The sequence below is a fragment of the Myxococcus qinghaiensis genome (genome assembly GCF_024198215.1).
GTDB classification, from domain to species: domain Bacteria; phylum Myxococcota; class Myxococcia; order Myxococcales; family Myxococcaceae; genus Myxococcus; species Myxococcus qinghaiensis.
The window spans coordinates 269,050-294,008 of the sequence record NZ_JAKCFA010000003.1 but is presented as its reverse complement, the minus strand read 5'-3'; the positions used below and the strand labels follow the sequence as shown (position 1 = coordinate 294,008).

At 70.7% G+C, this 24,959-nt stretch carries 20 protein-coding genes; 6 read left to right on the top strand and 14 right to left on the bottom strand.

The genetic code is table 11. The annotated features are described in order from the left end of the window. Positions 1-145: 145 nt before the first annotated feature. From LZ199_RS06260 to LZ199_RS06240, 5 genes are all read right to left on the bottom strand, one after another. Positions 146-790 carry a hypothetical protein gene (locus LZ199_RS06260; protein WP_253992725.1) on the bottom strand — a complete coding sequence of 215 codons (645 nt, stop codon included), beginning with the start codon at positions 788-790 and terminating at the stop codon, positions 146-148. 63 nt (positions 791-853) lie between these two features. Further along, on the bottom strand, positions 854-2,860 hold the full coding sequence (locus tag LZ199_RS06255) for a YgiQ family radical SAM protein (protein WP_253992724.1): 2,007 nt from the start codon (positions 2,858-2,860) through the stop codon (positions 854-856). A 326-nt stretch (positions 2,861-3,186) separates the two neighbouring features. Further along, the gene (locus LZ199_RS06250; RefSeq protein ID WP_253992723.1) at positions 3,187-4,098 is read right to left on the bottom strand and encodes a M48 family metallopeptidase; all 912 of its coding nucleotides are present in this window, start codon (positions 4,096-4,098) and stop codon (positions 3,187-3,189) included. 136 nt (positions 4,099-4,234) lie between these two features. After that, positions 4,235-4,960, bottom strand: coding sequence for an EcsC family protein (locus tag LZ199_RS06245; protein WP_253992722.1), 726 nt, complete (start codon positions 4,958-4,960; stop codon positions 4,235-4,237). Positions 4,961-5,240: 280 nt separating this feature from the next. Further along, positions 5,241-5,378 carry a hypothetical protein gene (locus LZ199_RS06240; RefSeq protein WP_253992721.1) on the bottom strand — a complete coding sequence of 46 codons (138 nt, stop codon included), beginning with the start codon at positions 5,376-5,378 and terminating at the stop codon, positions 5,241-5,243. 154 nt (positions 5,379-5,532) lie between these two features. On the opposite strand from LZ199_RS06240, the gene LZ199_RS06235 reads away from it, so the two are divergent. Next, complete coding sequence (locus tag LZ199_RS06235) at positions 5,533-8,766, top strand: AAA family ATPase (protein WP_256568890.1); 3,234 nt, start codon at positions 5,533-5,535, stop codon at positions 8,764-8,766. Positions 8,767-8,832: 66 nt separating this feature from the next. Here LZ199_RS06235 and LZ199_RS06230 read toward each other — a convergent pair whose 3' ends face one another. The 4 genes from LZ199_RS06230 to LZ199_RS06215 all read right to left on the bottom strand — a co-directional run bounded on the left by LZ199_RS06230 (position 8,833) and on the right by LZ199_RS06215 (position 14,253). Further along, the gene (locus tag LZ199_RS06230; RefSeq protein WP_253992719.1) at positions 8,833-9,387 is read right to left on the bottom strand and encodes a hypothetical protein; all 555 of its coding nucleotides are present in this window, start codon (positions 9,385-9,387) and stop codon (positions 8,833-8,835) included. Positions 9,388-9,420: 33 nt separating this feature from the next. After that, the gene (locus LZ199_RS06225; RefSeq protein ID WP_253992718.1) at positions 9,421-12,360 is read right to left on the bottom strand and encodes a CHAT domain-containing protein; all 2,940 of its coding nucleotides are present in this window, start codon (positions 12,358-12,360) and stop codon (positions 9,421-9,423) included. Next, positions 12,357-12,932 (bottom strand): RNA polymerase sigma factor, encoded by a 576-nt coding sequence (locus LZ199_RS06220; protein ID WP_253992717.1) that lies wholly within the window; start codon positions 12,930-12,932, stop codon positions 12,357-12,359. Before LZ199_RS06220 ends, LZ199_RS06225 begins: the two co-directional genes overlap by 4 nt. 124 nt (positions 12,933-13,056) lie before the next feature. Continuing rightward, positions 13,057-14,253, bottom strand: coding sequence for an alanyl-tRNA editing protein (locus LZ199_RS06215; RefSeq protein ID WP_253992716.1), 1,197 nt, complete (start codon positions 14,251-14,253; stop codon positions 13,057-13,059). Positions 14,254-14,396: 143 nt separating this feature from the next. Here LZ199_RS06215 and LZ199_RS06210 point away from each other — a divergent pair, with 143 nt between their 5' ends. Continuing rightward, positions 14,397-15,044, top strand: coding sequence for a DsbA family protein (locus tag LZ199_RS06210; RefSeq protein WP_267145139.1), 648 nt, complete (start codon positions 14,397-14,399; stop codon positions 15,042-15,044). A 9-nt stretch (positions 15,045-15,053) separates the two neighbouring features. Here the strand turns inward: LZ199_RS06210 and LZ199_RS06205 are convergent, their stop codons facing one another. Both LZ199_RS06205 and LZ199_RS06200 read right to left on the bottom strand, forming a co-directional pair. Continuing rightward, positions 15,054-16,412 carry a sensor histidine kinase gene (locus LZ199_RS06205; RefSeq protein ID WP_253992715.1) on the bottom strand — a complete coding sequence of 453 codons (1,359 nt, stop codon included), beginning with the start codon at positions 16,410-16,412 and terminating at the stop codon, positions 15,054-15,056. Next, positions 16,409-17,101 (bottom strand): response regulator, encoded by a 693-nt coding sequence (locus LZ199_RS06200; protein ID WP_253992714.1) that lies wholly within the window; start codon positions 17,099-17,101, stop codon positions 16,409-16,411. Before LZ199_RS06200 ends, LZ199_RS06205 begins: the two co-directional genes overlap by 4 nt. A gap of 109 nt (positions 17,102-17,210) precedes the next feature. Between LZ199_RS06200 and LZ199_RS06195 the strand changes: the two genes are divergently transcribed. The 4 genes from LZ199_RS06195 to LZ199_RS06180 are packed head-to-tail and all read left to right on the top strand — an operon-like array spanning position 17,211 to position 21,170. After that, on the top strand, positions 17,211-18,692 hold the full coding sequence (locus LZ199_RS06195) for an ABC transporter substrate-binding protein/permease (RefSeq protein WP_253992713.1): 1,482 nt from the start codon (positions 17,211-17,213) through the stop codon (positions 18,690-18,692). Then, positions 18,689-19,510, top strand: a complete 822-nt coding sequence (locus LZ199_RS06190; protein ID WP_253992712.1) for an amino acid ABC transporter ATP-binding protein — start codon at positions 18,689-18,691, stop codon at positions 19,508-19,510. The genes LZ199_RS06195 and LZ199_RS06190 overlap by 4 nt, the downstream gene beginning before the upstream one ends. Before the next feature lies 1 nt (position 19,511). Further along, a complete protein-coding gene (locus LZ199_RS06185; RefSeq protein ID WP_253992711.1) occupies positions 19,512-20,267 on the top strand; it encodes an alpha/beta fold hydrolase in 756 nt (251 codons plus the stop codon). 45 nt (positions 20,268-20,312) lie between these two features. Next, positions 20,313-21,170, top strand: a complete 858-nt coding sequence (locus LZ199_RS06180) for an SGNH/GDSL hydrolase family protein (RefSeq protein ID WP_253992710.1) — start codon at positions 20,313-20,315, stop codon at positions 21,168-21,170. A 495-nt stretch (positions 21,171-21,665) separates the two neighbouring features. Here LZ199_RS06180 and LZ199_RS06175 read toward each other — a convergent pair whose 3' ends face one another. The 3 genes from LZ199_RS06175 to LZ199_RS06165 all read right to left on the bottom strand — a co-directional run bounded on the left by LZ199_RS06175 (position 21,666) and on the right by LZ199_RS06165 (position 24,916). Continuing rightward, entirely contained in the window at positions 21,666-22,838 is a 1,173-nt protein-coding gene (locus LZ199_RS06175) for a tetratricopeptide repeat protein (RefSeq protein ID WP_253992709.1), read from the bottom strand. A 63-nt stretch (positions 22,839-22,901) separates the two neighbouring features. Beyond that, positions 22,902-23,837, bottom strand: a complete 936-nt coding sequence (locus LZ199_RS06170) for a Circumsporozoite protein (RefSeq protein ID WP_253992708.1) — start codon at positions 23,835-23,837, stop codon at positions 22,902-22,904. Positions 23,838-24,037: 200 nt separating this feature from the next. Then, on the bottom strand, positions 24,038-24,916 hold the full coding sequence (locus tag LZ199_RS06165; RefSeq protein ID WP_253992707.1) for a GspE/PulE/PilB domain-containing protein: 879 nt from the start codon (positions 24,914-24,916) through the stop codon (positions 24,038-24,040). Positions 24,917-24,959: the final 43 nt, after the last annotated feature.

The window sequence follows — 24,959 nt, the reverse complement described above, 5'->3', positions numbered from 1 at the left end:
CCCAGGTGGAGCTCGTCAGCGAGACGCCCCACTTCAAGACGTACCGCTTCCGGGGCAGCGTGCGCGCACCTGCTCCCCCTGGAGTCCACGGACGCCACGGGTACGGTGTACCTGGAGGCCGACTTCGTCGTGGAGTGAGGGACTTTCAGCGCGCGCGCGCCCGAGCGGGCTCGGGCGGCCCTCCGTGGACGCAGTGCAACAGCGAGGGCGGGTCGAAGCAGGTGAATTGCTGGTCGACCAGCTTGCACACGCCCCGAGGCGTGCTGGCGCAGCGCGCCTCCGTGCGGGTGGCCTTGCAGTCGAAGCCGCAGGCGATGTCTTCCGACGCATTGACACACCAGGGCCTGGGCGTCGCCTCGGCGTACTCGTGGATGACGCTCTCCGGCGGATCCCAGCAGACGAGCTTCCCGAAGTGGGTGGTGCAGACGCCGTAGGGGGTGTTGTTGCAGGCCACCTCTCCGTTGGACAGGCGGCAGTTGAAGCCGCAGGCCACCTTGCCTCGGACGGACTTGCACTCGGGACTCACCGGGGTGCGGGGCGGGTGGTGGATGACCACCCGTGGCGGGTCCCAACAATAGACGCCTCCGTTGGTGACCTCGCACGTCCCGTAGGGCGTCTGGGCGCAGTCGAGGTCGGACGCGCTCGTCTTGCATTGAAAGCCGCACACCGTGCGCCCCCGGGAGGAGATGCACTCAGGGGAGGGCGGAGGTGGCGGGGGTGGTGGCTCCTCGACGACGCGGGGCTTGTGAGGCGCGGAGGCCAACAGCAGCAGGGCGAGCATGGGGAGCATGTCGCCCCCCGACGCGGCGCCGCGCGGTTTATTCAAAGCCCCGCGCGGTGCTTGTGCTGATTTTCAGCGCGGGCGGGAGCCCTGGCGCCCCGGACCCCGGGGGCCACTGGTGCGGGGCTGGGCGGAGGGGCGCGGCTCACGCGGTGCGTCGTCCGCGTCGCGCTCCTCGGTGCGCTGACGTCGAGCGGCCTCCGCGGGGGTCTCCGGCGGCACGAGCGCCTGCGGGCCCCGGCCAATGAGGTCCGCGCGGCCGGCCTGCTTCAGCGCCTCGCGCGCCAGGGGCCAGTGCTCGGGGTTCCAGTAGAGCAGGAGCGCCTTCTGGAGCCGCTTCTCGCGCAGGCCCTGGGCCGTGTAGACGGGCTCCATCTTCAGCGGGTCGATTCCGGTGAAGTACATGGCCGTGGCCATGGCCATGGGGGTGGGGATGAAGTCCTGCACCTGACGAGGCCGCTTCCCGTTCTTCTTCAGCCACAGCGCCAGCTCCACCATGTCTTCCAGCGTGGAGCCGGGGTGGCCGCTGATGAAGTAGGGGATGTCGTACTGCTCCTTGCCGGCCTCCTCGCTGGCGCAGGCGAACATGGCCTGGAAGCGCTCGAAGCTCTCGATGCCGGGCTTCTTCATCTTCTCCAGCACGCGCGGGGACACGTGCTCGGGCGCCACGGAGAGCTGTCCACCGACATGGTGCGCCGCCAGCTCCTTCACGTACTCGGGCGAGCGCTCCGCCAGGTCGTAGCGGACGCCGCTGGCGATGAAGACATGCTTGACGCCTTCTTCCTGGCGCACGTCCTTCATCAGGCTGATGAGCGGACCGTGGTCCGTCTGGAGGTTTTCACAGACGCCCGGATGCACGCAGGACAGCTTGCGGCAGCGCTTCTCGATGTCCTCGCTCTTGCACTTGAGCTTGTACATGTTGGCGGTGGGGCCGCCGAGGTCGGTGATTGTTCCTCGGAAGTCGCCCATGCGCCGCAGCGACCGGACCTCGCGCAGCACGCTCTCGGCGGAGCGGCTCTGGATGACGCGGCCTTCGTGCTCGGTGATGGAGCAGAAGGTGCAACCGCCGAAGCAGCCGCGCATGAGGACGATGGAGTGTTTCACCGTCTCGTATGCGGGGATGCCCTCGTCCTTGTAGATGGGGTGGGGGACGCGGTTGAAGGGCAAGTCGTACAGCTCGTCCATGGCCACGGTCTTCTCACCGGTGGCGGGGTTGCCCACGCCGTCCTCCAGCGGGAGCGCGGGCGCGTTCATGAAGATGGCGCGGTTGCCGTGGCGCTGCGCGAGGGGGCGCGCGTTGCCAGGGTTGGTCTCCATCTGGAAGTCGCGGCTCATGACCGCGAAGGCCTGCTTGTCGGCGACGACGGCCTCGTAGGGCGGCAGGACGACCGTCTTGCGGTCCGCGGCGCGTTTGGCCGGGTCGGCCTCGTGGACGCGCATCTGCTCGTCGTTGATGAGGTACGCGGTGCCGCGCACGTCGCGGATGTCTTCGATTCGCTCGCCGTTCCGCATGCGGTCGGCGACCTCCATGATGGGGCGCTCGCCCATGCCGAAGACGAGCAGGTCGGCCTTGGCGTCGAAGAGGATGGAGCGGCGGACCTTCTCGCTCCAGTAGTCGAAGTGGGCGATGCGGCGGAGGCTGGCTTCGATGCCGCCGAGGATGATGGGGACGTCGGGGTAGGCCTCGCGGCAGCGCTGGGCGTAGACGATGGTGGCGCGGTCCGGGCGGCAGTTGGTGCGCCCGCCGGGGCTGTACTGGTCCTCGGAGCGGTTCTTCTTCTGCGCCGTGAGCCGGTTGAGCATGGAGTCGAGGTTGCCGGCGGCGACCCCGAAGAACATGCGCGGAGGCCCCAGGACCTTGAAGGGCTCGGCCGAGTGCCAGTCAGGCTGGGGGATGATGCCCACCTTGAAGCCTCGGCCCTCCAGGAAGCGGGCGATGAGTACCGGGCCGAAGGCCGCGTGGTCCACATACGCGTCTCCCGTCACGATGATGATGTCGCACTGCTCCCAGCCACGCGCCTGCATGTCGGCGCGGGTCATGGGCAGAAAGGGATGGGCGTAGCGAGTCGGAAGGGCCATGGCGGTGGGGCGGCTGCTTCGGGGGCATCTCTCCTAAACACCCCCCGCGCCACGAAGCAAACAGGGCGGGAGCGGGGGTGTACACCCAAGAGGGCCGAAGGTCCTACCCCCCTGCCTGGTGGGCGATGGGGGAGGCGCTGCCGCTCCAGTCGTCCCGGCGTGTCCCGCGCGGCAGCCATGTGGTTTGGCTCGAAATCCAGGGCTCTGGAGGAGGAAGGCCAAGGGGCGGTTCCCGTTGGCCTCCCATGACACGTGTGCGACGCGGAGCCCGAGGCGGGGGCCGACACGCGGGCCGTGACGCTGGGGTCCGCGTGTCGGGAACGGCTTCATGCCACCGCGGAGCGCTTCACTCGCTCGTACTGGCCCGCGAGGATATCCAGGTAGTTGCCGTTCTCGACCCAGTCGAGCAGGTGCATGACCCGCCAGGCCACGAAGGGGTGACTGGAGTCCATGGTGAGGAGTGTCGCCAGCAGGCCGTCGAACCAGCTCGACTCTTCCATCCGGGCCAGCTCGCGCGCCTGTTGGACAAAAGGCGCCAGCTTCATCTTCGTCCGGTTCACGGTGCCGGGCCTGTTGCCGCCAGCAAGCCGCATCAACACCCCAATCGAGGCAGCCAGGTCCCGACAGCCCAGGAGCCCCGCGCGGTCAGCGGTCAGCTCCGAGCACCGCGCCCACTTGTAGAGGGCCTTCTGGAGCGGAAAGCTCAGCAGCTGCCCTACGCTCCCCAGGAGCCTGCTTCCTCCCGCGAGGACCGTCGCCACGGAACGGTAGAGCACGTGGTCCGCGTGCAGGTGCCCCAGCTCATGTGCAAGCACCGACACCACCTGGGCGTCATCCAGGTGGTCCAGCAGCGCCGCATGCACCATCACCGTCGGCTCCTCCACGCCGAAGGTGGCCGCGTTCGCATAGGGTGACTCGGTCAGGAACAGCGAGGGGGTGTAGGGGATGTCGAGCCGCCGCCGAGCCAGGTCCAGCAGCCCCGCCAGCTCCGGGAACTGGTCCTTCCCGCAGCGCACGGATGTGGAGAGGTTGACGAGCCGCATGCTTCGCTCGCCCAGGTGGGTGAGCAGCCAGCGCATCAGCGCGGGAAACCCCGGGAGGGCCTTGAGGGCCTGGAGCGTCGCCCGGTCCAGGGGATGCTCATAGGCCGTGGAGCTGAGGTTCGTCAGGGTCTCATCCGGCCTGAGGAACAATGCCTTGCCGCAGGCCCCGCATTCGCAGTGCGTGAGGTCCAACACCGCCGACGCAATCCCAACGCGGTTTCGCCGGCCACAGTGGCGACATTCAATCAGCCGGACAGGCGCTTCGGTGGTGTCTGGCCAGAGTGCCGCGACCAGCTCCGCGTGCGCCGCCGCATCCTTTGGCACCTGAGGCTCAGCCGGACTTGCGGACATTGGCATCCACCACGGAGTGAGGGTTGTTGGCGCTCTCGGGCGGGGCCAGCTCGCGACGCTTCTTCAGTTCTCGGACGCAGCGGTCTCCCACTCGCTGGGTGAGGACCTTGTTCATCGAGGAGCCCACGGCGATGCCCACCAGCGGTAGCGCGCGCAGCAAGCCCTTGGAGACGGACAGGAGCGCAAGCTTCGTCATCACGCTCACCAGCAGCTTGGACGCCTCGCGCGGTGCGTACTTCCAGAAGGCGACGCCCTGCGTCTCCGCGAGGTCCATCACCGCGTTGCGGTCCTTCTTCGCATCGTAGGTACTCACGGATGCGAGCAGGAAGGCGAGCTGCCGCTCGTCCTCCCGGGTGATGTCGAATCCGTGGAGGTGGCTGAGGACCAGTGCCATCTCCACTTCGAACTTGAGCATGAAGCACATGTCCGCGAGCGTTCCTCCCAGCGCCGCCACCAGGGTGCCAGCGCCTGGAATCAGCGCGGGCAGCGCCGCCAGTCCTCCGGAGATGGCGGTGCGGTTCGAGAAGTGGCGCACCACGGCGAGAGAGGCGTCGTCGCGAATCGCATCTTCGCTCGGAAGCTTCTTGTCGCGTGCCTTCGCCAGCTCCTGCTTCGCCATCAGGACGAGGCTGTCTGTGTCCGCGAGGATGCGTTCGACGGCGGTGAGGAGCTTGCGTCCCTGCTCCGGGTCCTCGACTTCTTTCATGGTGTCCCCCCAGTGGAAATGGCGGCCCGGCGCGTGGGCGTGGGGCCGTGAGGGGGACGCTGACGGACGCTCGTCTGGACTGTCAAGCCAAGCCGCGGTGAGTGCACAGTGACTCTGTCGGCGGACGCATTGACGGGGATCCACCTGTCCCCTACCTTCGCGCGCCCGTACCCGGCTTGGGGCCGAAGAGACCCGGGCCCGCCGCCATGACGCACCGGACGCACAACGAAGTCTCAGAAGGGCGCCCCGCGTCGCAAAAGGGAGACTCCGTCCGAGAGCTTCACGTCGAGTACGACGATGCTCCCGTCCCACCCCCGTCCTCGCGCTCCAGCGCCTCCACGCGCCCGCCCGCCCAAGCGGACTCGGCGGACGACGCACCCGCGACTCCCTCCACCGTTCCAGACCCGACGGAGGACATCCCCCGGTCACCCAATCCGCTGCTGGCCCTCTCCCGCACGAAAGGCCGGAGCCCCAAGCCCTCCGCGCCCCGCGCCGAGTCCGTTGCACCCGATGAGCCGACTTCCCGCGATGTGGCCGCCCCCTCCGACGTCACCCCGTCCGAGCGCGAGGTCATGCAGGCCGCCGTGGCGACCGGCAAACGTCGCGAGGCCTGGCGCCCACCCGCCTATCTCCCCGATGACCTGAGCGACGCGCTCCTGTCCGAGCGAAGCCAGTACCGCGCGAAGCTGCTCCAGGATGTCCGCCAGGTCAGCCTCCAGGGCCCCGGGGTCATCTCCCTGGTCCCCGTACCCGCCGCCGACCCGGACTGGTCCGGTGGCTCACTGCTCGGCTTCCTCGGCGAGGAGTGCGTCTTCGGCGGCGACGTCGTCCACCTCGACTTCGAGTCCGGCCGCGTCTTCGCCGCCCCCGAACACGGTGACGACGTGGACCGCCGCGCCCTCTCCGCCGACCGTTGGTGCTACCGGCCCTATGACTTCGCGGAGGCGCTCTGCACGGCCGCCTCGGCCTACGAGGAGCGGCAGCCCGCGCTTGTCCAGGCCCTGAGTCGCGCCAGCGGCGAGGAGCCCGCGGCCGAGGCCCGCCCCCAGCACGCGGAGCTCCTGCCCGCGGACCGCCTGTGGGCCCAGCCCTGGGGCTGTATCTGGGGCCCACCCGGCACCGGCAAGACGACGGCCATCGCGGACCTCATCGCCCGCGCCCTGCGCTCCTTTCCCGGTGAGCGCATCCTCGCCGTGGCTCCCACCAACCGCGCCGCGGACGAGCTCGTTCTGCGGGTCAGCGCGCTCCTGGAACGCGAGCCCATCCCCCTGCGCCCCCTGGCCCGCAGCATCTTCCGGGGCGGCACCGGCGCCGGTGACGCGCTCGCGAAGCTGCCCACCGTCACGCTCGAGGACACCAAGGGCGGCAAGCTGCGCGCGAGCATCGAGGAGCGCGAGCGCGAGCTGTACCTCCAGCGCGTGCGAGGCGGCCCCGCGCACGAGCTCGCCAAGCTCCAGGCGGAGCTGCGCGGCCTGCGCGGGAAGATGAAGGACCCCACGCTCAAGGAAGCGGAGAAGGGCGACTGTCCGCTCATGGTCCTCACCGTGCACCGCGCCCTGCGCCTGGTGTCGGAGCTGGAAGGCAAGAGCACCTTCGCGCGACTCGTCGTCGACGAGGCCGGCATGGTGACTCGCGCTGCCACCGCGCTGATGGCGCCGCTGGCCGAGCGGGTGACGCTCGCCGGAGACCCGAAGCAGATTGGCCCCGTGTCGCGCGCGGCCGAGGGCGCTGGACGCGGCACGCAGAAGTGGCTGCGCGCCAGCGGCCTGTCCCACCTGGAGGACGCGGTGAAGGACGCCGCGCGTCCGGACGTCCTGCTGCTGCGCACGCAGCACCGCATGCACCCGGACATCGCCCGCGTCGTGAGCCACTTCTGCTACGGCGGCGCGCTGGAGGACGGCGACATCGTCAAGGCCCGTGCACAGAAGGCCCCACCCGTGCCCGCCTTCGCGGAGGCGCGCGCCGGCTGGGTGGTGCTCGACGGCCTCAGCCGCGACGCGAAGCGCCTCACCCACGGAAGAGGGGAGACGGGTTCCGGCTATCAGCGAGAGCTGTCCGCCGAGCTGGCCGTGTCGCTCGCCCGCGAGGCCGTGCGCGCGGGCCTCAGCGTCCTGTGCGTCACGCCCTACCGCGCCCAGGCTGCGCTCCTGCGAAGGTTGGGCACGTCCGCCGGGTTTCGCGGTGACGCCTTCAGCGCGTCCACCATCCACCGCCAGCAGGGCACCCAGTATGACGTCGTGCTCGTGGACACCGTGGCCGGAGGCCGGCCCTTTCCGCCGCACACGCTGGTGCCCATGCTCAACGTGGCCGCCAGTCGCGCGCGCGACTACCTGCTGGTGCTCGCCTCCCGAGACGAGGCCCGGGGCGCGACGATTCCGCAGCGTTTCCTGTCGCTGCTGCCGCGCCTGAAGGTCCTCCCCGGCACGCCGCTCCGCCTGGAGCCGCTGCCCATGCCGCAGCAACCGGCGCAGCCTCCGCCCCCACCGCCTCCGAGCGCCCCGGCCACCCTGGGTGGCGAAATCGAGGGCGCGCGCCCCACGCGGCCTCTCTTCACCCAAGAGCAGGTGTCCCTCTTCGAGCGGCGCTTCGACGACGGCCACCACCTGGTGCGCGGCGTGGCCGGCAGCGGCAAGACCTACGTCCTGGCCCACTGGGTGGCGCGCTACCTGCTGGAGCACGAGGACACGCGGGTGCTCGTGTCCTTCTTCAACCGTGCGCTCGCGCCGCTGGTGGACAAGTTGCTGGTGGAGGCCATTGTCCAGCGCGCCGGCCGTCAGCGCGCGCGCGAGCTGCGAGGCCGGGTGACGGTGAAGCACGTGGGCGCGCTGCGCCGCGTGGAGCCCGAGTCCTTCGACGGCGTCTTCGTGGACGAGGCGCAGGACATGGACGCTCGCGCGCTGGCGATGCTCCACGCCCTGGTGCGCCCGCACACGCTCGCCGACGGGCGCGAGGTGCGCTGCCTCCAGTTGTTCATGGACGACTCGCAGAACGTCTACGGCCAGGTGCCCATCGACTCCCTCAAGGAGCAGCTCCCAGAGGGGCTGTCCTTCCGGGGCCGCACCCGCGTCCTCAAGGAGACCTTCCGCGCCACCCGCGACATCCTCGACGTCGCCTTCAACGTGGTGCTGGACCCGCTGCGTCAGCACGCCACCAGCGACCCCGGCATGCGCGAGTACATGAAGGCCGGAGAGCTGGCCCGCGAGGGGCTCCTGTGGCTGCCCGAGGAGACGCTGGAGGGCCTGTACCGCGTGCAGTCCACCGAGCGCGGCGGCGTGCTGCCCCAGGTGCGCGGCTTCGCCTCCGGCGCCAGCGAGGCCCGGCAGGTGGCGAAGGAAGTGGCCCGCCTCATTCGCGACGAGGGCGTCCATCCCGGCGACATCCTCGTCGTCGCGCCTGTGATGCCGTCGCAGTACACGGACGCACTCAACCGAGCGGGGGTGCCCGCGCACGCCTACGGTGGCAAGGGAGGCCGCGACGTGACGGACTTCCGGGTGAGCGGCGTGGACCACGTGCGCGCCACCACCGTGTTCTCCTGCAAGGGCCACGAGTGCCCCATCGTCTTCTTCGCGGGCCTGGACGCGCTGGACACCGTGGAGCACTGGATGGCCGGTGCCAAGGAGCGCAACGCCCGGGAGAACGAGCGCATCCGCCGCGCCATGTTCTACGTGGGCGCCACGCGCGCGATGAAGCGCCAGTACCTCACTGGCGTCCGCGGCGCGCGCTTCCTGCGCGTGGCCACCTCCTACGTGGAGACGCTCGGTGGGCTGTCACCCACGGGGGACAACACGGGCGGCAAGCCGGCCTGAAACGACGAAGGCCCCGACACCGCCTCTTCGCGGTGCCAGGGCCTTCTGGAGCTCAAGGGCTCGAGGCTAGCGCTGGACGGGCCCTTCGACGCGGGGCACCGACGTCACGGTGGGAATACCGACATGCCGGGTGGACCAGAAGGCCAGGCCCGCAAGTCGCAGCACCTTCGCCTTGAGGCTCTCGTGGCCCGTGGGGTCGCCGCCGCCGCCTGACACGCCACCCGGGTCCCCGTCGGTCAGGTCCGCCAGGTTCAGACAGCCCTCCTTCTCGTTCTTGGGCTTGCAGTCGGTGAACACCTCGACGGTGCCGATATTCTTCAGCGGGGGGGGCGGGGCCTGCTGCATCGACGACGTGGGTGCGCCTTCCTCGGACGCGGGCGCGTCCTGCGCGCTTCGGGACGAGGCGGGCACCTGGTTTGTCTGGCTGACGATTTCGTTGCGGCTCACATCGACGGTGAAGAGGGTGGCGCGGTTGGGATTCGTCCTGTCCCGCAGGATGACGCGGACGAACGCCCCTTCGGGCGCGCTGCGCTGAATCTGCTGAGTCGAAGGAACCGTTTCGACGTGGCGGCACGCCGCGACGCTCAGCAGCAGGGGAACCAACAGGAGGCTTTTCTTCATGATGACTTGGAGCTCGGGGTCGAAAGGAGACGACTACTCGAAGAGGAGCACCTGGCGGACCCAGACGCTCCCCCGACTGCGAAGCCAGTCCTGACGTGCATCACGCAGGACGAGGGCTGCGGGGATTCCCGTGCGAATGCGCTCCAGCACCGGCTCGAAGAAGGCGGACGCTTCGGTGTCGGGAATCTCCTGGGTGGCGGCGAGCACCGCTCGCGCGCCGGCCTCCACGAATGCCACGGGCAAGCCGAACGTTTCGTGGAAGTAGGTCGTGCTGTGCGCGGCATGGCAGGCCGCGAGCAGCACCACGGGCCGCCCCTGGAGCCGCTGCCCCTGGACGTCGGCGGCCGTCAGTGCATAGCGGCCGCCCTGCTCCTCGGGAGAGAGCACCAGCAGGGAGCCGTCGGCGACATGGGGGTCGACGACGCCGTGGGCGTGAATCTGCACCTCGGTGGCCTCGCGCATCGCCTGGAGCACCTGGGACGGCGTGGCGGAGGCACCCTTCAGGGTGGAGAGCGCGCTGTCCTCGGCATCCGGGGGACTCCAGGCGCGCAGCGATGGCAGGCGCAGCTCCGCGGGCGCATTCACGTCGGCAACGACGAGCCGGCGCTGGGCATGTGGCGAGGACGCCGGGGGCGGCGGGGCCACCCGGTACGTCCAGGCGAGGTCCGGCGGCAGCAACCCGGGCTTGCCCAGGACGGGCGGGCGCGCCAGCACGTCCACGCTGGGACAGTCCCGCAGTGCGTCCACGAGCTTCGCGGGCACCAGGTCCTCGACGGCTTCCAGGCGCTGGCGGCGGTCCGCGTCGTAGTGACCGAGGAGTCGACCCGACGCATCCCGGGCCACCAGGGCCGTGCGCTCGTCATCCACCGTGACGCCCAGCGCGCAGCGCTCGGGCAGCGCCAGCGAGCGCTCCTCGGCGAAGAGAGCGAGCGCCTTCTCCAGCTCTCCGTGGTGGGCTGCGTCCAGGATGAGCGACGTGTAGCTGTAGACCCGCGCCTTTCGCGCGGTCACATCCGAGGCGAGCAGTGGCTCCGCCTCGGTGATGGCCTGACGCAGCAGGGTCTGCCCCCGGCGCCGGTCCTGCTCGACGAAGAAGCGCCCTTCGATGTGGCGCAGCATGGGGCCATCCCCCGCTGCCTCCAGCGATGAGGGCGTCGAGCGAATCGCCGCCAGTCCGCGCGTGAGGAGGTCCGCGTCGACGTCGCGTCGGGCGTGCGTATGCGCGAGGTCCGCGATGACGAAGGCCCTCGCCAGGGACGGGGGACGGCCGCACTTCGCCGCGTGGTCCAACTGCTCCCGGGCGCCCGCGAAGTCGAAGGTGCGGTAGTACGCGAGCGCGAGGTTCGCGTACGGCAGCTCATGGTCCTCGCAGCGCTCCGGCGTGCGCAGGATGGCTTCCTCCATGTACGCGCGGGCCAACGACAGGTCCCCATGGAAGATGGCCACCTGTCCCAGCTCCTGGATGAGCCGGAACTCCTTGGACCACTCCCGGCCAGCACGTGCGCGTGCGAGCGCCGCCAGTCCGTGCGTCCGCGCCTCCACGGGGCGGTGGAGCTGCCGCTCCACCAGGGACAGGTTCCGCAGGAGCTCCAGGCAGCGATAGCTGAATCGCTGCTCGGAGTCGCAGGCGCGCAGGGCCTCGGTCAATCGCGTCAGGGCCCGGGGGGCTTGTCCTCGCTGGAGGTCCGCCTTCGCCTGACGCTCCTCGGCCAGCAGGGCGAACCAGGGGTCCTTCGTGGCCAACGCGAGCGCGCGATACTCCGCCTCGTGCTGACGCGGGTCCGGCACGAAGAGCAGCGCGCCCAGCAGGATGTCCTCTTGCCGTACCTCGCGCAGCTTTGAGATCAGCGTCTCCCGCGCCGCCGGGGCCAGCTCGCCTCGCGTGAGGCGGACGTATTCCTTCGCCAGGGGAGCGCGCGCCTCGAAGTCCACCCGGGCGGCGCGGCGCAGGGCGTCCTCCAGGTGCGTGCCTCCGTCAATGCGGTCCAGCTGGAGGGCGAGCGGGCGCAGCACCTCCACGCGCTCGATGGAGGAGGCGGTGCGCACGGCATCGTAGAAGCACAGGCGGGACAGGCCCGGGTAGCGCTCCACCTCGGCGGGGGAGGGCACGGCGCCTCCGGCCACCATGTCGTCGCAGTGCTGCTTCGCGCCCTTCCAGCCCTTGCGCTGCTCTCCCTCCAGACTTCGCAGCTCCGCGGCGCGCTGAGCGGCCTCCTCGCTCCAGCCCGGCTCCTTCAGCGCGGCCACCTGCTCGAACGCCTCTGCGGCCTGCAGCGACAGGCCGAGGGCCTTGAGCGCCAGCCCCCGGTTCCACAGGGCCTGTGCATGCTGGGGCCGCTGCTTCAGCGCGCGGTCCGCCAGCGTCAGGGCCTCTTCCGGGGCGCCCCGCTGGAGCGCGAGGGCGGCGCGGTCCGAGTCCAGGTCCGGCGACGTCTCCAGCTTGTCCAGGAAGGCACCGGCCTGGGCCGGGTCCCCGCGCAAGAGGTACGCGGAGGCGATGCCCCGCTCGTCTCCGGCCTCCTCCAGCTTCGCCAGCTCCCTCAGTGACAGCGCGCGAGGCTTGTCGCCACCGCTGCGCATCACCTCATAGGGACGGTGCCGGTCCGCGCTCGGATGGGTCAACCGGGCTTCGAGCGTGCGCCCGGGAGTCTGACCCAACCACAGCTCGGAAGAGTCCGCCGACGAAGCCGGCCGCGTCACGAGCACCCACGCCGCCAGGCCCGCGGCCAGCGCCAGCGGCACCACCATCATCCAGGTCCTTCGCCGCTTGAGGGGCGGAGGCGGAACGAAGGCGAGGGTGTCACCAGATGCGTCGTGCAGCGCGTCGTCCGCGAGCAGCTCCAGGGCGAGCAGCTCCTTCATCCGTGTCTCGCACGGGTGGCAGCGGGTCAGGTGGTGGCGGAAGTTCTCCGCGTCCACCGGCGCCAGCTCGCCGTCGATGAAGGTCTCCAGTCTGTCGCACAGCTCATTCATGGTCTGGCCCTGCCCTCACTCGAGGCGGCGCCGGGAGCCAGCAGCCCCCGCAGAGCCTGCCGCGCCTCGCTGAGCCACCGCCCCACCGTTCCCTCGGGTGCATCCAACTGCTTCGCGATGGCCCGATATCGAAGTCCGGCCACGTGCAGCCGGTACGCCTCTCGCAAATGCGGCGGCCGGAGCTGTTCGATGGCGCGCTGGAAGTCGGCCCGCGTGACTTGCTCCCATTGCTCCAGCGGCACCGGCTCCCCGGACACCTCCTGGTCCTGCACCACGCGCAGCGACGGCGCCCCCAATACCTCCGTGCGTCTGCGCCGACAGTGGTCCAGGAAGCGATTGCTCAGCGTGGTGCTCAGCCACACGCTCACCGCGCCCGGGTTCTCCGCCACCAACCGGTCGAAGTTCCGGAAGGCGCGCTCGAGCGTCTCCTGCACCAGGTCTTCCGGGTCGATTCCACCCCCGGAGCACAGGCGCCGGGCAAGACGCAGCAGTCCCGGCCGGCGCGAGCGAGCAAACGCATCGAACTGTCGGTGCTGCCCGTCGTCCATCGTGGCGCGAACCCCTACACCCATCTTCTCATGTCGTTCCACCGGTGGAGCGCCCCCTCCGCTCGATTGAACGGGGCCGGGGGTTTCCCTTCGGGGGTGAGACTGTGACGCGACGCGTTGCGGGTGGGTGCGGGTAGGTTCCCCTGGGTCAATTCCGACAGGACGCGACGATTGCGGGCCAGTCGGTGGTGGCGGGAAGGCGGCCCTCGGCGTGCTCGGGACGTCCTCCGCCCCGGCCCCCGGCGGCCTCGGCGGCGCGCTTGAGGAAGGCCCCGCAGCCGAAGGAGGAGGAGGCGCCCCGGGAGATGAGGACCGCGAGGCCGTCGGCGGTGCGGCCGCCCAGGAACACCACCGCGTCGGGACGGGAGGTGAGGCGGGTGGCCACGGCGCGCAGTTGCTCGGGGCCGGCGCCGTCGAGCACGGCGACGAGGGTCTTGTCGGCGGACGCGTCGAGCTGGGCGGCGAGCTCCACGGCGGTGTGCTCGGCCAGGCGCGCGCGGGCGGCGCCCAGGGCCTCACGGGCCTCGGTCAGCTCGCGGCGCAGCTTCTCCACCACGGTGGGGACCTCCGCGGGGCCGCACGTGAAGGCCCGTCCCATGGCGCGCAGCGTGCCCGCTTCTTCCCACAGCTCGCGCCGCGCGCGCGGACCCGCGGAGAAGAGGACGCGGCCCTTGCCCTTGTAGCGCTCCACGCCCAGCACCCGCACCATGCCCACCTGCCCGGTGCGCGTGCAGTGGGTGCCGCCGCAGGGGGACACGTCGAAGTCACCCACCTGGATGACGCGGATGTTGTCCGTCACCTTGGGCGCGCGGCGCAGGGGCAGCGCGGCCAGCTCCTCGGGCGTGGGGAAGAAGGCCCGGATGGGGAGGTCGGCGTCGATGATGGCGTTGACGTGCGCCTCCGCCTGGGCCACGCGCTCTTCGTCCAGCGTGTCCTGGTCCGTGTCGATGGTGCACGTGGCGCCCAGCCGCGAGGACACGGTGGCCGCGCCCGCGATGTCCAGCAGCGCGCGCGACAGCATGTGCTGGCCGGTGTGCAGCGACATGTGAGCGCGGCGTCGCTCCGCGTCCACCAGGCCCTCGAGCGCCTCGCCGGGGGCGGGCAGGGGCTTCGTGTCCGCTGCGTCCAGCAGGTGGTGCACGGTGCCCGCGTCGTCCACCTGCACGTCGCGCACGGCCCGGCCTCCGAGCACGCCGGCGTCGGCCATCTGCCCGCCGGCCTCTGGATAGAAGGCGGTGCGGTCCAGCACCACGGAGGGCGCTCCGTTCCACGTGCCGTGGGCCACGACACGCGCGGTGAAGCGGTGGAGGAACGGGTCTTCGAAATAAAGGCGCTCGGTGGACATGGTGCGCGGGAAATAACACGCCGCTGAAACTCGCGCGGCCCGGCCGTCACTATCCGTCCGCGAGGGCGACGAGCCCCGCGACGCCCGGTCTCCCAGCAGGAGGCCCGTCGTCCCCACCCATCCACATCCCACGAGGTCCTCCCATGAAGTCCCGGGTCTCCGCATTGATTGCGGCCGCTGTCGCGTTGTCTTCGTTCCATCCCGCCCTCGCCGGTGACGAGCCCAAGCCCGACTGCGACAAGGAGCCCAAGGTCTCCCGAGCCACGAACAAGCTCATCGCCGCCACGCCGCGCGCGGAGGCTCCGGCGCTGGGGCCCCAGAAGGCGGCGGTGACGGTGGAGGTGTGGTCCGACTTCGAGTGCCCCTTCTGTTCGAGGGGCGCGTCGGTCGTCGAGGGCCTGCGCGAGCGGTATGGCGACAAGATTCGCATCGTCTTCCGGCACATGCCGCTGCCCTCCCACGTGGACGCGAAGAAGGCGGCCATCGCGGCGATGGCGGCGCACGAGCAGGGCAAGTTCTGGGAGATGCACGACGTGCTCTTCGACAACCAGCGCGCGTTGGACCGGGCCTCGCTGGAGAAGTACGCGAAGGGGCTGGGGCTTGACCTGGAGCGCTTCAAGAAGTCGCTCGACACCAAGGCCTGGGACAACTACGTGGAGGCCGACTTGGTGGAGGCGCAGCGCCGGGGCATCGCCGGCACGCCCACGTTCTTCATCAACGGCACCGGGGTGACGGGGGCCCAGCCCCTGGAGGTCTTCGCCGGGCACATCGACGCCGCGCTGAAGCGCTGAGGCCCGGCTTCAGGCCGCGTCCGAGCGGGACTTCGTCGTCGAGGCGGAGGGCGGCGGAGCCCCGGGGAGGTTGGGGAGGTCCAGGTCCAGCGGGATTCGCGGCAGGCGGACGGTGAAGCAGGTGCCGCCCTCGGGGGAGCTCTCCACGTCGATGCGGCCCTGGTGCGAGGTGATGATGCCGTGCACCACGGCCAGCCCCATGCCCGTGCCTTCGCCCGCGGGCTTGGTGGTGAAGAAGGGCTGGAAGAGCCGGGCCTGCACCTCGGGTGTCATGCCGAGGCCCGAGTCGCGCACGCACAGCACCGCCTCGTCGGCCTCCATGCGCGTGGACAGGTGGATGCGGCCTCCGCCGGGCATGGCCTGCGCCGCGTTCATGAGCAGGTTCACCACCACCTGCGCGAGCTGGCCGGGGCGTCCCAACAGGCGCGGCAGGTCCGCCAGCGTCACCTCCACCTCGCAGTGGGACTGCACCTGGGTGCGGGTGATGCGCAGCGCGACGGCGATCTCCTCGTTGAGGTCGTACTCCTCCAGCGCCCCCGGGTCCCCGCGCGCGAAGCGTCGCAGGTCCGCGACGATGGCGACGACGCGGCGGATGCCATCCGCGGTAGCGGGGAGCACGTCGTCCACGTACTCGTTCAGCTCCGGCGGCAGGTGCTTCAGGGCGCGCAGGTCCATGAGCAGCGCGTTCACGTTGCTCTTCACGTAGCTCATGGGGTTGTTGATTTCGTGCGCCACGCCCGCCGCGAGCATGCCCAGGCTGGACAGCCGCTCCTGCTCCCGCGCGCGGCGGTGGGCCAGCTCCAGCTGCGCGTGCGCCTGCGCCAACTCCTCGTGCTGGCGCGCCAGGCCCCGCAGGGCGTGGTGGGTGAGGAACACCCGTCCCTCGGAGATGAAGTACGTGAGCAGCGACAGCAGCACGAAGCAGGCGGGGAGGAAGGGCGGACACCCGTCCACCAGCGCCGCGCCCGCCACGAGCACCAGCAGCAGGATCAACCGCGCCCGCGCGCTCGAGTCCGCGAAGTAGTCCACCCACAGCGCGTTGAGCGGCAGGTACAGCCAGACAGGCAGGGCCCAGTCGCTCGCCATGCCGTAGAAGATGGTGGCCAGCATGTTCATCGTGAAGCGCACGGCCTCCACGAGACGGGTGTGGCGCGAGAAGAAATCCCGCGCGAGCACCAGGTTGGCCGAGGTCACCGCGACGAAGCCCACCGTCACCAGGACGACGAGGGTCCACTGTCCCCAGAGGCTGGAGACAAGCAGGCCGTGGATGAGGAGGCACGCCAGGAGGGTGAAGCGCTTGAGGCGGCTGTTCACCCAGTCCGCGTCGATTTCCGTCTCCGGGGCTTCCGTGGACGGAGGCGGCGTCATGCCTCGCCTACCCCTTGTCGGACCGCGGGGGTCGGCTCCGCGCGCACCGGCAGCTCCAACCTCAGCCGCTGCGGCCCGCCCACCTCCGCGACGAAGGACAGCCGTCCTCCGAAGCGCTCCAGCAGGCCCCCGACGACCTTCAGGCTGTCATCGGCCAGCAGGCCCGCGAAGCGCTCGATGATCTTGACGGCCTGGTCCGCGGGGAACGCGGGGTCGGCCACCTGCACCTTCAGCACGAGCGCCGCGTCCGTCGGGCTCACCTCCGCGCTGACGCCCTGGGGCGCGGCGCGGAACGGCGCGTAGAGCTGCGCGAGCGTCTCGCGGTGGCGCAAGAGGCCGGACAGGTACGTCACCAGCTCCGCGTCATCCCACGGCTTGCTGATGAAGCGACAGATTTCGCCTTCGTTCACCGAGGCGACCACCGACTTGAAGTCGGCGTAGCCGGAGATGATGAGCCGCAGCGCGAGCGGGTGACTGCGTTTGATTCGCTGCAACAGCTCGCTGCCCGTCATCCCTGGCATCCGGAAGTCCGTCAGGACGATATCCGGGCTGAAGGTCTTGAGCCGCTCGAGCGCTTCTTCTCCGTTGAACGCGAGCTGGACGTCGAAACCCTCGCGCCGCAGCAGCCGCCTCAAGGCGTGTGCCACCTGCGGCTCGTCGTCCACCACCAGCACCTTGTATGCTTCCATGACGCCTTGGCTCCTCTGACGCGGCACTCTAGTACGGGGTCCCGGAGAAAGTGTCAGGACCTGAATACTGGGTCAGGCCTGCATCTGCTACAGAGTGGGAGTCCTCGGAATGAATGTGAGTGCGGTGTGGCGCGGCGCCGGTGCCTTGCTGGTGCTCTCGGTGCTGATGACATCCTGCGTCCAGCGGCGGGAGGTGGGGCTGGAGCGGGTGCGGAGAGCAGGCGAGCTCCGGTGGGGCGCGGATGCGCAAGGCGGCGAGCCCTACGCCATGGAGGACCCGGACGTACCGGGACGCATGCGCGGGTTCGAGGTGGAGCTGGCGGACGCGCTGGCGCGGGAGCTGGGGGTGCGCGCCCGCTTCGTGCAGAACGACTGGTCCAGCCTGATTCCCTCCTTGGAGCGCGGCTCGTTCGACGTGGCGCTCAACGGCATCGAAATCACGCCCGCGCGCAGCGGTCGCATCCTCTTCACGCGGCCGTACTTCATCTTCCAGCTCCGGCTGATGGCCCGGCGCGACGACGACTCCGTCACGGGTCTGGCGTCGTTGAAGGGCCGGCGCGTGGGGACGCTGGCCAACTCCCAGGCGTGGGATTTGCTCCAGCGCGAGGGCATCCACGCGGTGCCGTACGAGGGCGTGCAGGAGCCCTACATCGACCTGGAGCAGGGGCGGGTGGACGCGGTGCTGATGGATGACCTCATCGCCCAGCGCTACGGCCAGCCGCGAGCGGTGCTGCGCGTGGTGGGAGACGTGGGGGAGGGCTACTACGCGATTGCGGTGCGGCCCGGGGACGAGGACCTGCGCGCGGCGCTGGACGTGGCGCTGGGGCACATCGCGCGCTCGGGAGAGCTGAGGCAGATTTTCGCTCGGTGGAACATCGACAGCGCGGCCCAGCAGCGGATGGTGGAGTGGTCCGACGCGCAGACGCGCGAGGTGCTCGCGCAGACTCAGACGCCGCACCTGGGCTGGGCGCAGTGGGTGATGTTCCTCCAGGCGGCGCTGGTGACGCTGGTGGTCTCCGTGCTGGCCATGGCGCTCGCGGTGCCACTGGGCGTGGGCCTGGCGCTCGCGCGGCTGTTCGGCCCGCGCTGGCTGGGCCGGCTGGCCTCGCTGTACGTGGAGCTGTTTCGGGGCACGCCGGTGCTGCTCCAGCTCTATGTTCTCTACTACGGCCTGGCGGGCGTGCTGCGGCTGGACGCGCTCAGCGCCGCGGTGCTGGGGCTGGGGTTGAACTACGCGGCCTACGAGGCGGAGGTGTACCGGGCGGGAGTGCTGGCGGTGCCGCGCGGGCAAATGGAGGCGGCGCTCGCGCTGGGCATGTCCATGCGGCTGGCGCTGCGGCGGGTCGTCTTTCCCCAGGCCTTCCGCGTGGCGCTGCCGAGCGCCACCAACGACTTCATCGCGCTGCTCAAGGACAGCTCCCTGGTGTCCGTCATCTCCGTTGTCGAGCTCACCAAACGGATGACGATTACCGCGGTGGATGTTCGCGGTTGGTTGTTGCCGGGTGCGCTGTGCGCGGCGCTCTACCTGGCGATGAGCTACCCTCTGTCGCTCCTGGCGAGGCGGTTGGAAGCGAGGTTGGAACGCGGATGATTGAAGTGAAGGACCTGTGCAAGCGCTACGACGGGCGCGCGGTGCTGGACGGCATCAACGCGTCCTTCGCCCCCGGCGAGGTGGTGGCGCTGGTAGGCCCCTCGGGCGGGGGCAAGAGCACGCTCTTGCGTTGCCTGAATGGACTGGAGCCCTTCGACTCAGGCTCCATCCGCGTGGGGGATGACGTGCTGGAGCCTGGAGCGCTGCGCGCGAGCGGGGCGCGGGTGTCCAACATCCGGCGCCGCGTGGGCTTCGTCTTCCAGCAGTGGCACCTGTTCGCGCACCGCACCGCGCTGGGCAACATCACCGAGGCTCCCCGGTATGTGAGGGGCCTGGACGCGAAGGCGGCCACGGAGCTGGGGCGCGCGCTCCTGGAGAAGGTGGGTCTGTCCCATCGCGAGGGGGCCTACCCGTCGGAGCTGTCCGGTGGCGAGCAGCAGCGGGTGGCGATTGCCCGGGCGCTGGCGATGGAGCCCGAGGCGTTGCTGCTGGACGAGCCCACCAGCGCGCTGGACCCCGAGCGGGTGGGCGAGCTCGTGGAGCTGCTCTCACGGCTGCGCGAGGACGGCCTGGCCCTGGTGACGGTGACGCACGAGATGCGCTTCGCGCGGGAGCTGTGCTCGCGGATGCTGGTGCTGCATGGGGGGCGCATCCTGGAGGAGGGCACTCCCGCGCAGGTGTTGGAGCGGCCCCGACATGAGCGCACCCGGGCCTTCCTCGGGCTGGAGCGTGTCGTCCGGCAGGAGGCCCCGGTCGGTTTAGAGCCGGGCACAACCGGCATCGCCACGGTGTTCCCCGCCGCGACCGCGAGGGAGTGACATGCGCGCAGAGGTACAGCTCACGGAAATAGGGCGGGGCAAGGGGCCAAGGGTGCTCCTGCTGCCTGGACTGGGGGCCCGGGGCTCGGGCTTCAGTGCGCTCGCGGAGGCGCTGTCGTCGGTGGCCCGCCCGGTGCTGGTCGAGTACCCGGAGGGGGAGCATGCGGCCCTGGGCGCGGGCGCGCTGGCGCGGCAGGTATCGCGGGCCGCGGGGGAGATGGACGCGGTGGTGGCCAGCTCGTTCGGCGGCATGGTGGCCGCGCACCTGGCAGCGGCGGGAGTGGTGCGGGGCGTGGCCTTCCTGGGGTCCTTCACGCGCACCGCGCACCTGGGCGCGCGCGGCCTGCTCATCGGGATGATGGGCCCGGTGGCCCTGTGGGGTCGGCCCGGTGTTGTCGCGGCGGGACTCGCGGCGTGGCGGCCCGTGCCCTTCGCGCGGGTGCCGGAGGTGGTGCCCACCACCGCGCTGGAGCGCAGCACCACGTGGCATCGCGCGCTGGCCATTCACGGCGAAGCGCCTCCGCCGGAGCTGCGCCGGCTGGATGTCTCCTGTGTCTGCATCCAGGGAGACAGGGACGTGCTGGTGCCGCCGTCCACGCTGGAGAAGCTGGTGGAGTCGCTTCCTCCGGGGACGCCCCGGCATCTCTTGAAGGGGGCGGGACACGTGCCGTACTTCACCCACCCGGAGGCGTGCGCGGAGCTGTTGGGGCCGTGGCTCGCGGGGCTGTCGTTCGCGCGGAGTGCGTCAGCGGCCTGACGCGGCGCGAGGCTCCTGTCCAGGGGTGGATGGAGTCAAAGGGGGATGTACCTGACGGCGGCCTGCCGCTACCGTGCGTCCCGAATGCAGAACCGTTTCACGCGTTGGCTCGTCGTCCTCGTCGTCTTCTCCACCGGGTTCGCGTGGGCTCTTCCGTCCGGACAGGACGCGGGCTCCGTGGCCGACGCCGTGCGCGCGGCGCCCGTGCTCCCGACGCCTCCCGGGGCTGTGACTCCAGAGCCGCCCGCGGCGGAGCGTCCGCGCTCCGTGTTGCTGTTGGGAGACAGTCTCATCGCCACGGGGTTTGGGGACTACCTGCTGGCCCGGCTGGAGGCGCACCCGGAGATTCGCGCCTCGCGTCGTGCCCGGTCCTCGACGGGGCTGGCGCGCCCGGACTTCTTCGATTGGATGGAGGTGGGCGAGGAGGAGGTGAAGCGCCACCAGCCGGACGTGGTGGTGGTGATTCTGGGCGGCAATGATGGACAGGCCCTGCAGGAGCGGAGCGGCGGCAAGCCCGTCCACTGGGGCAAGCCGGAGTGGGAGGACGCGTACCGTCGACGCATCGATTCCTTCGCGAGTGTCATCGCCGCGCCGGGGCGGAAGATTGTCTGGCTGGAGCTGCCCGCGACGGGGCGCAAGCGCTTCGAGCAGAAGCTGGGCCTCATCCGGGGACTTCAGCGCGAGGTCATCAGCTCCCGTGCGGATGCGCGCTATGTCGACACGCGCGAGTACTTCACCGATGCGCAGGGCAAGGCGCTGCTCCAGGCGCGCGTCGAGGGCTTCCGCAAGCCGATGAAGCTGCGCATGAGCGACGGTGTGCACTTCACCGTCGCCGGTGGCCGCTACTTCGCCAGCAAGGTGTACCCCGAGGTACTTGGCGCCCTAGGGCTGCTCCAGGGCTAGGCTCGGCGTCCTGGGGTTTGCTCCAGGGCTGGTCCGAGGGGCTTGGACCTTGGGCTCCTCCAGGGCTGGTCCGAAGTGCCCGGTGCCCTGGGCTTGCACCAGGGCTGGTCCGAGGGGCTTGGACCTTGGGCTCCTCCAGGGCTGAACCGAAGTGCCCGGTGCCCTGGGCTTGCTCCAGGGCTGGTCCGAGGGGCTTGGACCTTGGGCTCCTCCAGGGCTGGTCCGAAGTGCCCGGTGCCCTGGGCTTGCTCCAGGGCTGGTCCGAGGGGCTTGGACCTTGGGGCTCCTCCAGGGCCAGGTCGAAGTGCCCGGCGCGTGGGGCCGCACCTGTCGCGGGTGACGGCACGCAACGGGCCGCGTGTCGGTGGGCCGTGGCGGAGTGCTTCCATGCGCCGCGGAGGTGGTGACGCGCGACATGCCGCGCGTCGGTTGCTCCGTGCCGGAGGGGCGAGCCCAGGCGCCGCGAGGTTTCGCGACGCTCAGGGCACGCCAAGGTCAGTGCGGCGCGAGCGCCGTGACGAGCCGGTCCGCCTGCTCGCGGATGTTCTTGTCCTGGCTGGCCTGCGCGCGCCGGGCGTGGGTGAGCGCCGTCGCCGCGTCGTTGTCCGCCAGCGCGAGCGCCAGGTTGAGGTGCAGGCCCGGGTCGTCCGGATGCGACTTCAGCGCCTCGGAGAGCACCTTGCGAGCCGCATGCGCCCCACCGGGCTTGGACAGGTGAAGCACTGCGAGGTCATTGGCCGCGCCCACGTCGCCTGGGGCGAACGTCAGCGTCTCCTCCAGAAGCTTCTTCGCCTCCGCGTCATCGCCAAGCCTGCGCCGGACCTTCGCCAGCGCCACTCGGACCTGGGCGTTGCCCGGGGCCTTCTCCAGCGCCTCGCGAAGGATGCGGTCCGCGTCCTCGTCCTTGCCCGCGACGAAGGCGGACAGGCCGTGCAGGTAGATGGCGTCCGCGCTCTCCGGCAGCTTCAGCCGCAGCTCGATGGCCGCGCGCATCGCCGCGTCGGGCGCGCCCGCGAAGAGGCACAGCGACGCGAACTCGCGGAACAGCGACGGCTCCGTGGGCTTGCGCAGGATGGCCTGCCGCAGCGTCACCAGCGCCGGGCCAATCTGGCCCTGGAGCACCTGGACCCGCGAGGCCAGCAGGAAGGGCAGGTGCTCGGTGCGAGTCGCCTCGGCCGCTTCCTGGTAGGCCTTCAGCGCCGCGTCCAGGTTGCCCGTCCCCTGCTGCGCCTTGCCCAGGTACGTAAGCGTCTGCGCATTGCCCGGCTGCATCGCCAGCGCATGCTCCAGCGGACTGATGGCCTGCGCGTACTTCTCATGCGCGAGCAGGCCCCGGCCGTGGTTGAGGACCTCGAAGAAGCCCGCGGTGGGCTGCGAGGCGAGCGTCGCGAGCAATTCCAGCGCGCTCGCATCGCCCTTCTCGGCGTTCAGCCGCGCCAGGTGGCTGAGCGCCTCGGGGTGGGTGGGGTGGAGGGCGAGCAGTGAGTCCAGGAAGCCGCGCGCGCCTTCATCGTCGTGCTGCGCGAGGCGCAGGCGCGCGAGGCCGAGCAGCGCGCTCGCGTCCTGGGGGTCCTGTTCGAGCGCGCGCTGGAACTCACGGGCCGCCTCCTTGAGGAGGCCCTGCTTCATCAGACGCGCAGCGGAGGTAGCCAGCTTGGAGACGGCCATGGGGTCGCCGACTCTAGCCCAGCCCCGGGGGGCCAGGCATCGCCGGAATGCTCCGGTTTTGCATTACAGGCCGAGGAAGTCGCCAACGCCCTCGATGATGTCCTTGCCCTTGTCCACCGCGCCGGAGAAGACGTCGCCGGCCGCGTCCACCACCGCGCCGCCCGCGTTGATGGCGCCCTCGGCCACGTTCTCCAGAATCTCGCCACCCGCGGCGGCCGCCGTCTCACCCACGGCCTTCAGCACGTTGCCCGCGTTGACCGAGCCCTCGATGTCCACACCCAGGCCCAGGCCCGCGGTGGCCTCGACGCCCACGTCGAACTCCAGGTTGCCGTTGTCCAGACCGATGTTGGCGTGCGCGTCGCCGCTCACACCCGCGCTGGCGCTGGCGGTGACGCTGGCGGAGGCCAGGGTGTCGCCCTCGTGCTTCAGCTCGATGGAACCGGTGAGGCTCGCCTGGGCGCCCGCGAAGCCCGACGCGGAGGCGTTGATGGACAGGTTGCCGTCCGTGCCCACGTGCAGGTCCAGGTTGATGTGGCCGTCGGCGCCAATCCTGCCCATGGCCTCCAGGTCCAACTCCACCGAGTACTTCTCACCGGCGATCTCGAAGTCCACCGTCTTGGAGGCCCCGGCGCCCGCTTCCACCGCCGTGGCGTCGATGTCCACCGCGAGATTCACGTCGATGCCGGACAGGCCCACGTCCGCGTCCACCCGGGCATCCGCCGTGAAGGACGGGCCCTGCGCGTACGCGTGGGTGTCGATGCCGCCAGGACCCTTGCCCTTCGCCTCGGCGCGCGCGCCACCCGCCTCGAAGCTGGACTGGCCACTCACCAGGTTGCCGCGCGGCTGCTCCACGCTGCCCTGCGTCTGCGTGTCCACGCGCGGGTTGCGCGCCTGCGTCCCATTGCGAGGAGCCTGCTCGTCGCGCACGGGCGGGGGCGGCTCACGACGAGGAGGGGGCGGAGGCGGAGGCGGGCGGTAGGCAATGCGCGGGGGGGACATGAAGGGCTCCGGCTGGATTTCCGCGACGCCCAAAGGGGCGCCATGTGCCTTCATTCTCTGAACCCGCCGCTACGAGTTTCCTCGCAGACTTCATTTTTTGAGAATCAAGTGGAGGCGCGGCCTGGAGGTGTGGCCCCCTCGCACGGACAGTCGCGCTCCACGCCCGTGGCTGGGGCGCGGAATACCCAGGGGGACTTGCGTCAGTGGGAGTGGTGGGGGGAGCCCGGATCTCCGGACAGGGATGAGGGGCCGCCGGGACGCAGGCGGCGCACGGCGCGCAGCAGGAGCTGCTCGTCGCGGGGATTGGCGAGGAAGCCCCGGGCGCCGAGCTGACGCGCCCGCTCGAAGCCCTCGTCGTCCGAAGTGCCGTGGACGATGAGGGAGCCCTCGATGTGGACCTCGCCTGCGAGGAGCCCCTCCATGGCCTGGATGGGGGCGAGCACCACGTCTCCAGGGCCGGTGTGGAGGACGTCCAGGGGCGTGGCGACGCGGGCCTGGTGGCCGTGGCGCGCGAGCTGCCGGGAGATGAGGACGGCCGTCACGGGGGGCCAGCCGTAGAGCAGCAGGGGGCCTCCAGGGGAGGGGGAGGGAGTGGCGGCGGGCTCGGCGGGCTCCTCGATGCCGTACAGCTCCGACAGGGCGCGGGTGATGGCGGTGTCGGAGGCGACGTGGGCCTCCACGCGCGGCTTGCCGGTGACGGCGCGCACGGCGTCCACGGCCTCCAAGGAGACGGGGGCGGGCAGGGCGATGTGGAGGACCTCGCGCTCACCCTGCTCCAGGGGCACCAGCTCCACGCGCAGGGGCACGGCGCGGTGCTGTCGCGCGATGCGGGAGGGGAGGAGGTCCGCCATGCCGCGCTCGGGAGGTGTCCGGTCCAGATCCACGGCCTCCACGCCGAGCTGCGCCGCGAGGCCACGCAACACGTCTGCTTCGGAGCACACGCCTTCCCGCACCAGGGCGCGCCCCAATGGGACGTGCGTCTCATGGTGGTGGACCAGACCGACCCGGAGCTGGGCGCGGTTGAGCACTCCCATCTCCAGGAGAATCTCTCCGAGCGGACGCCTGGCACTGGATTCCATACAGAGGAATCTTCACGCGACCGCGCGCTTCGCGAGGCTCGGG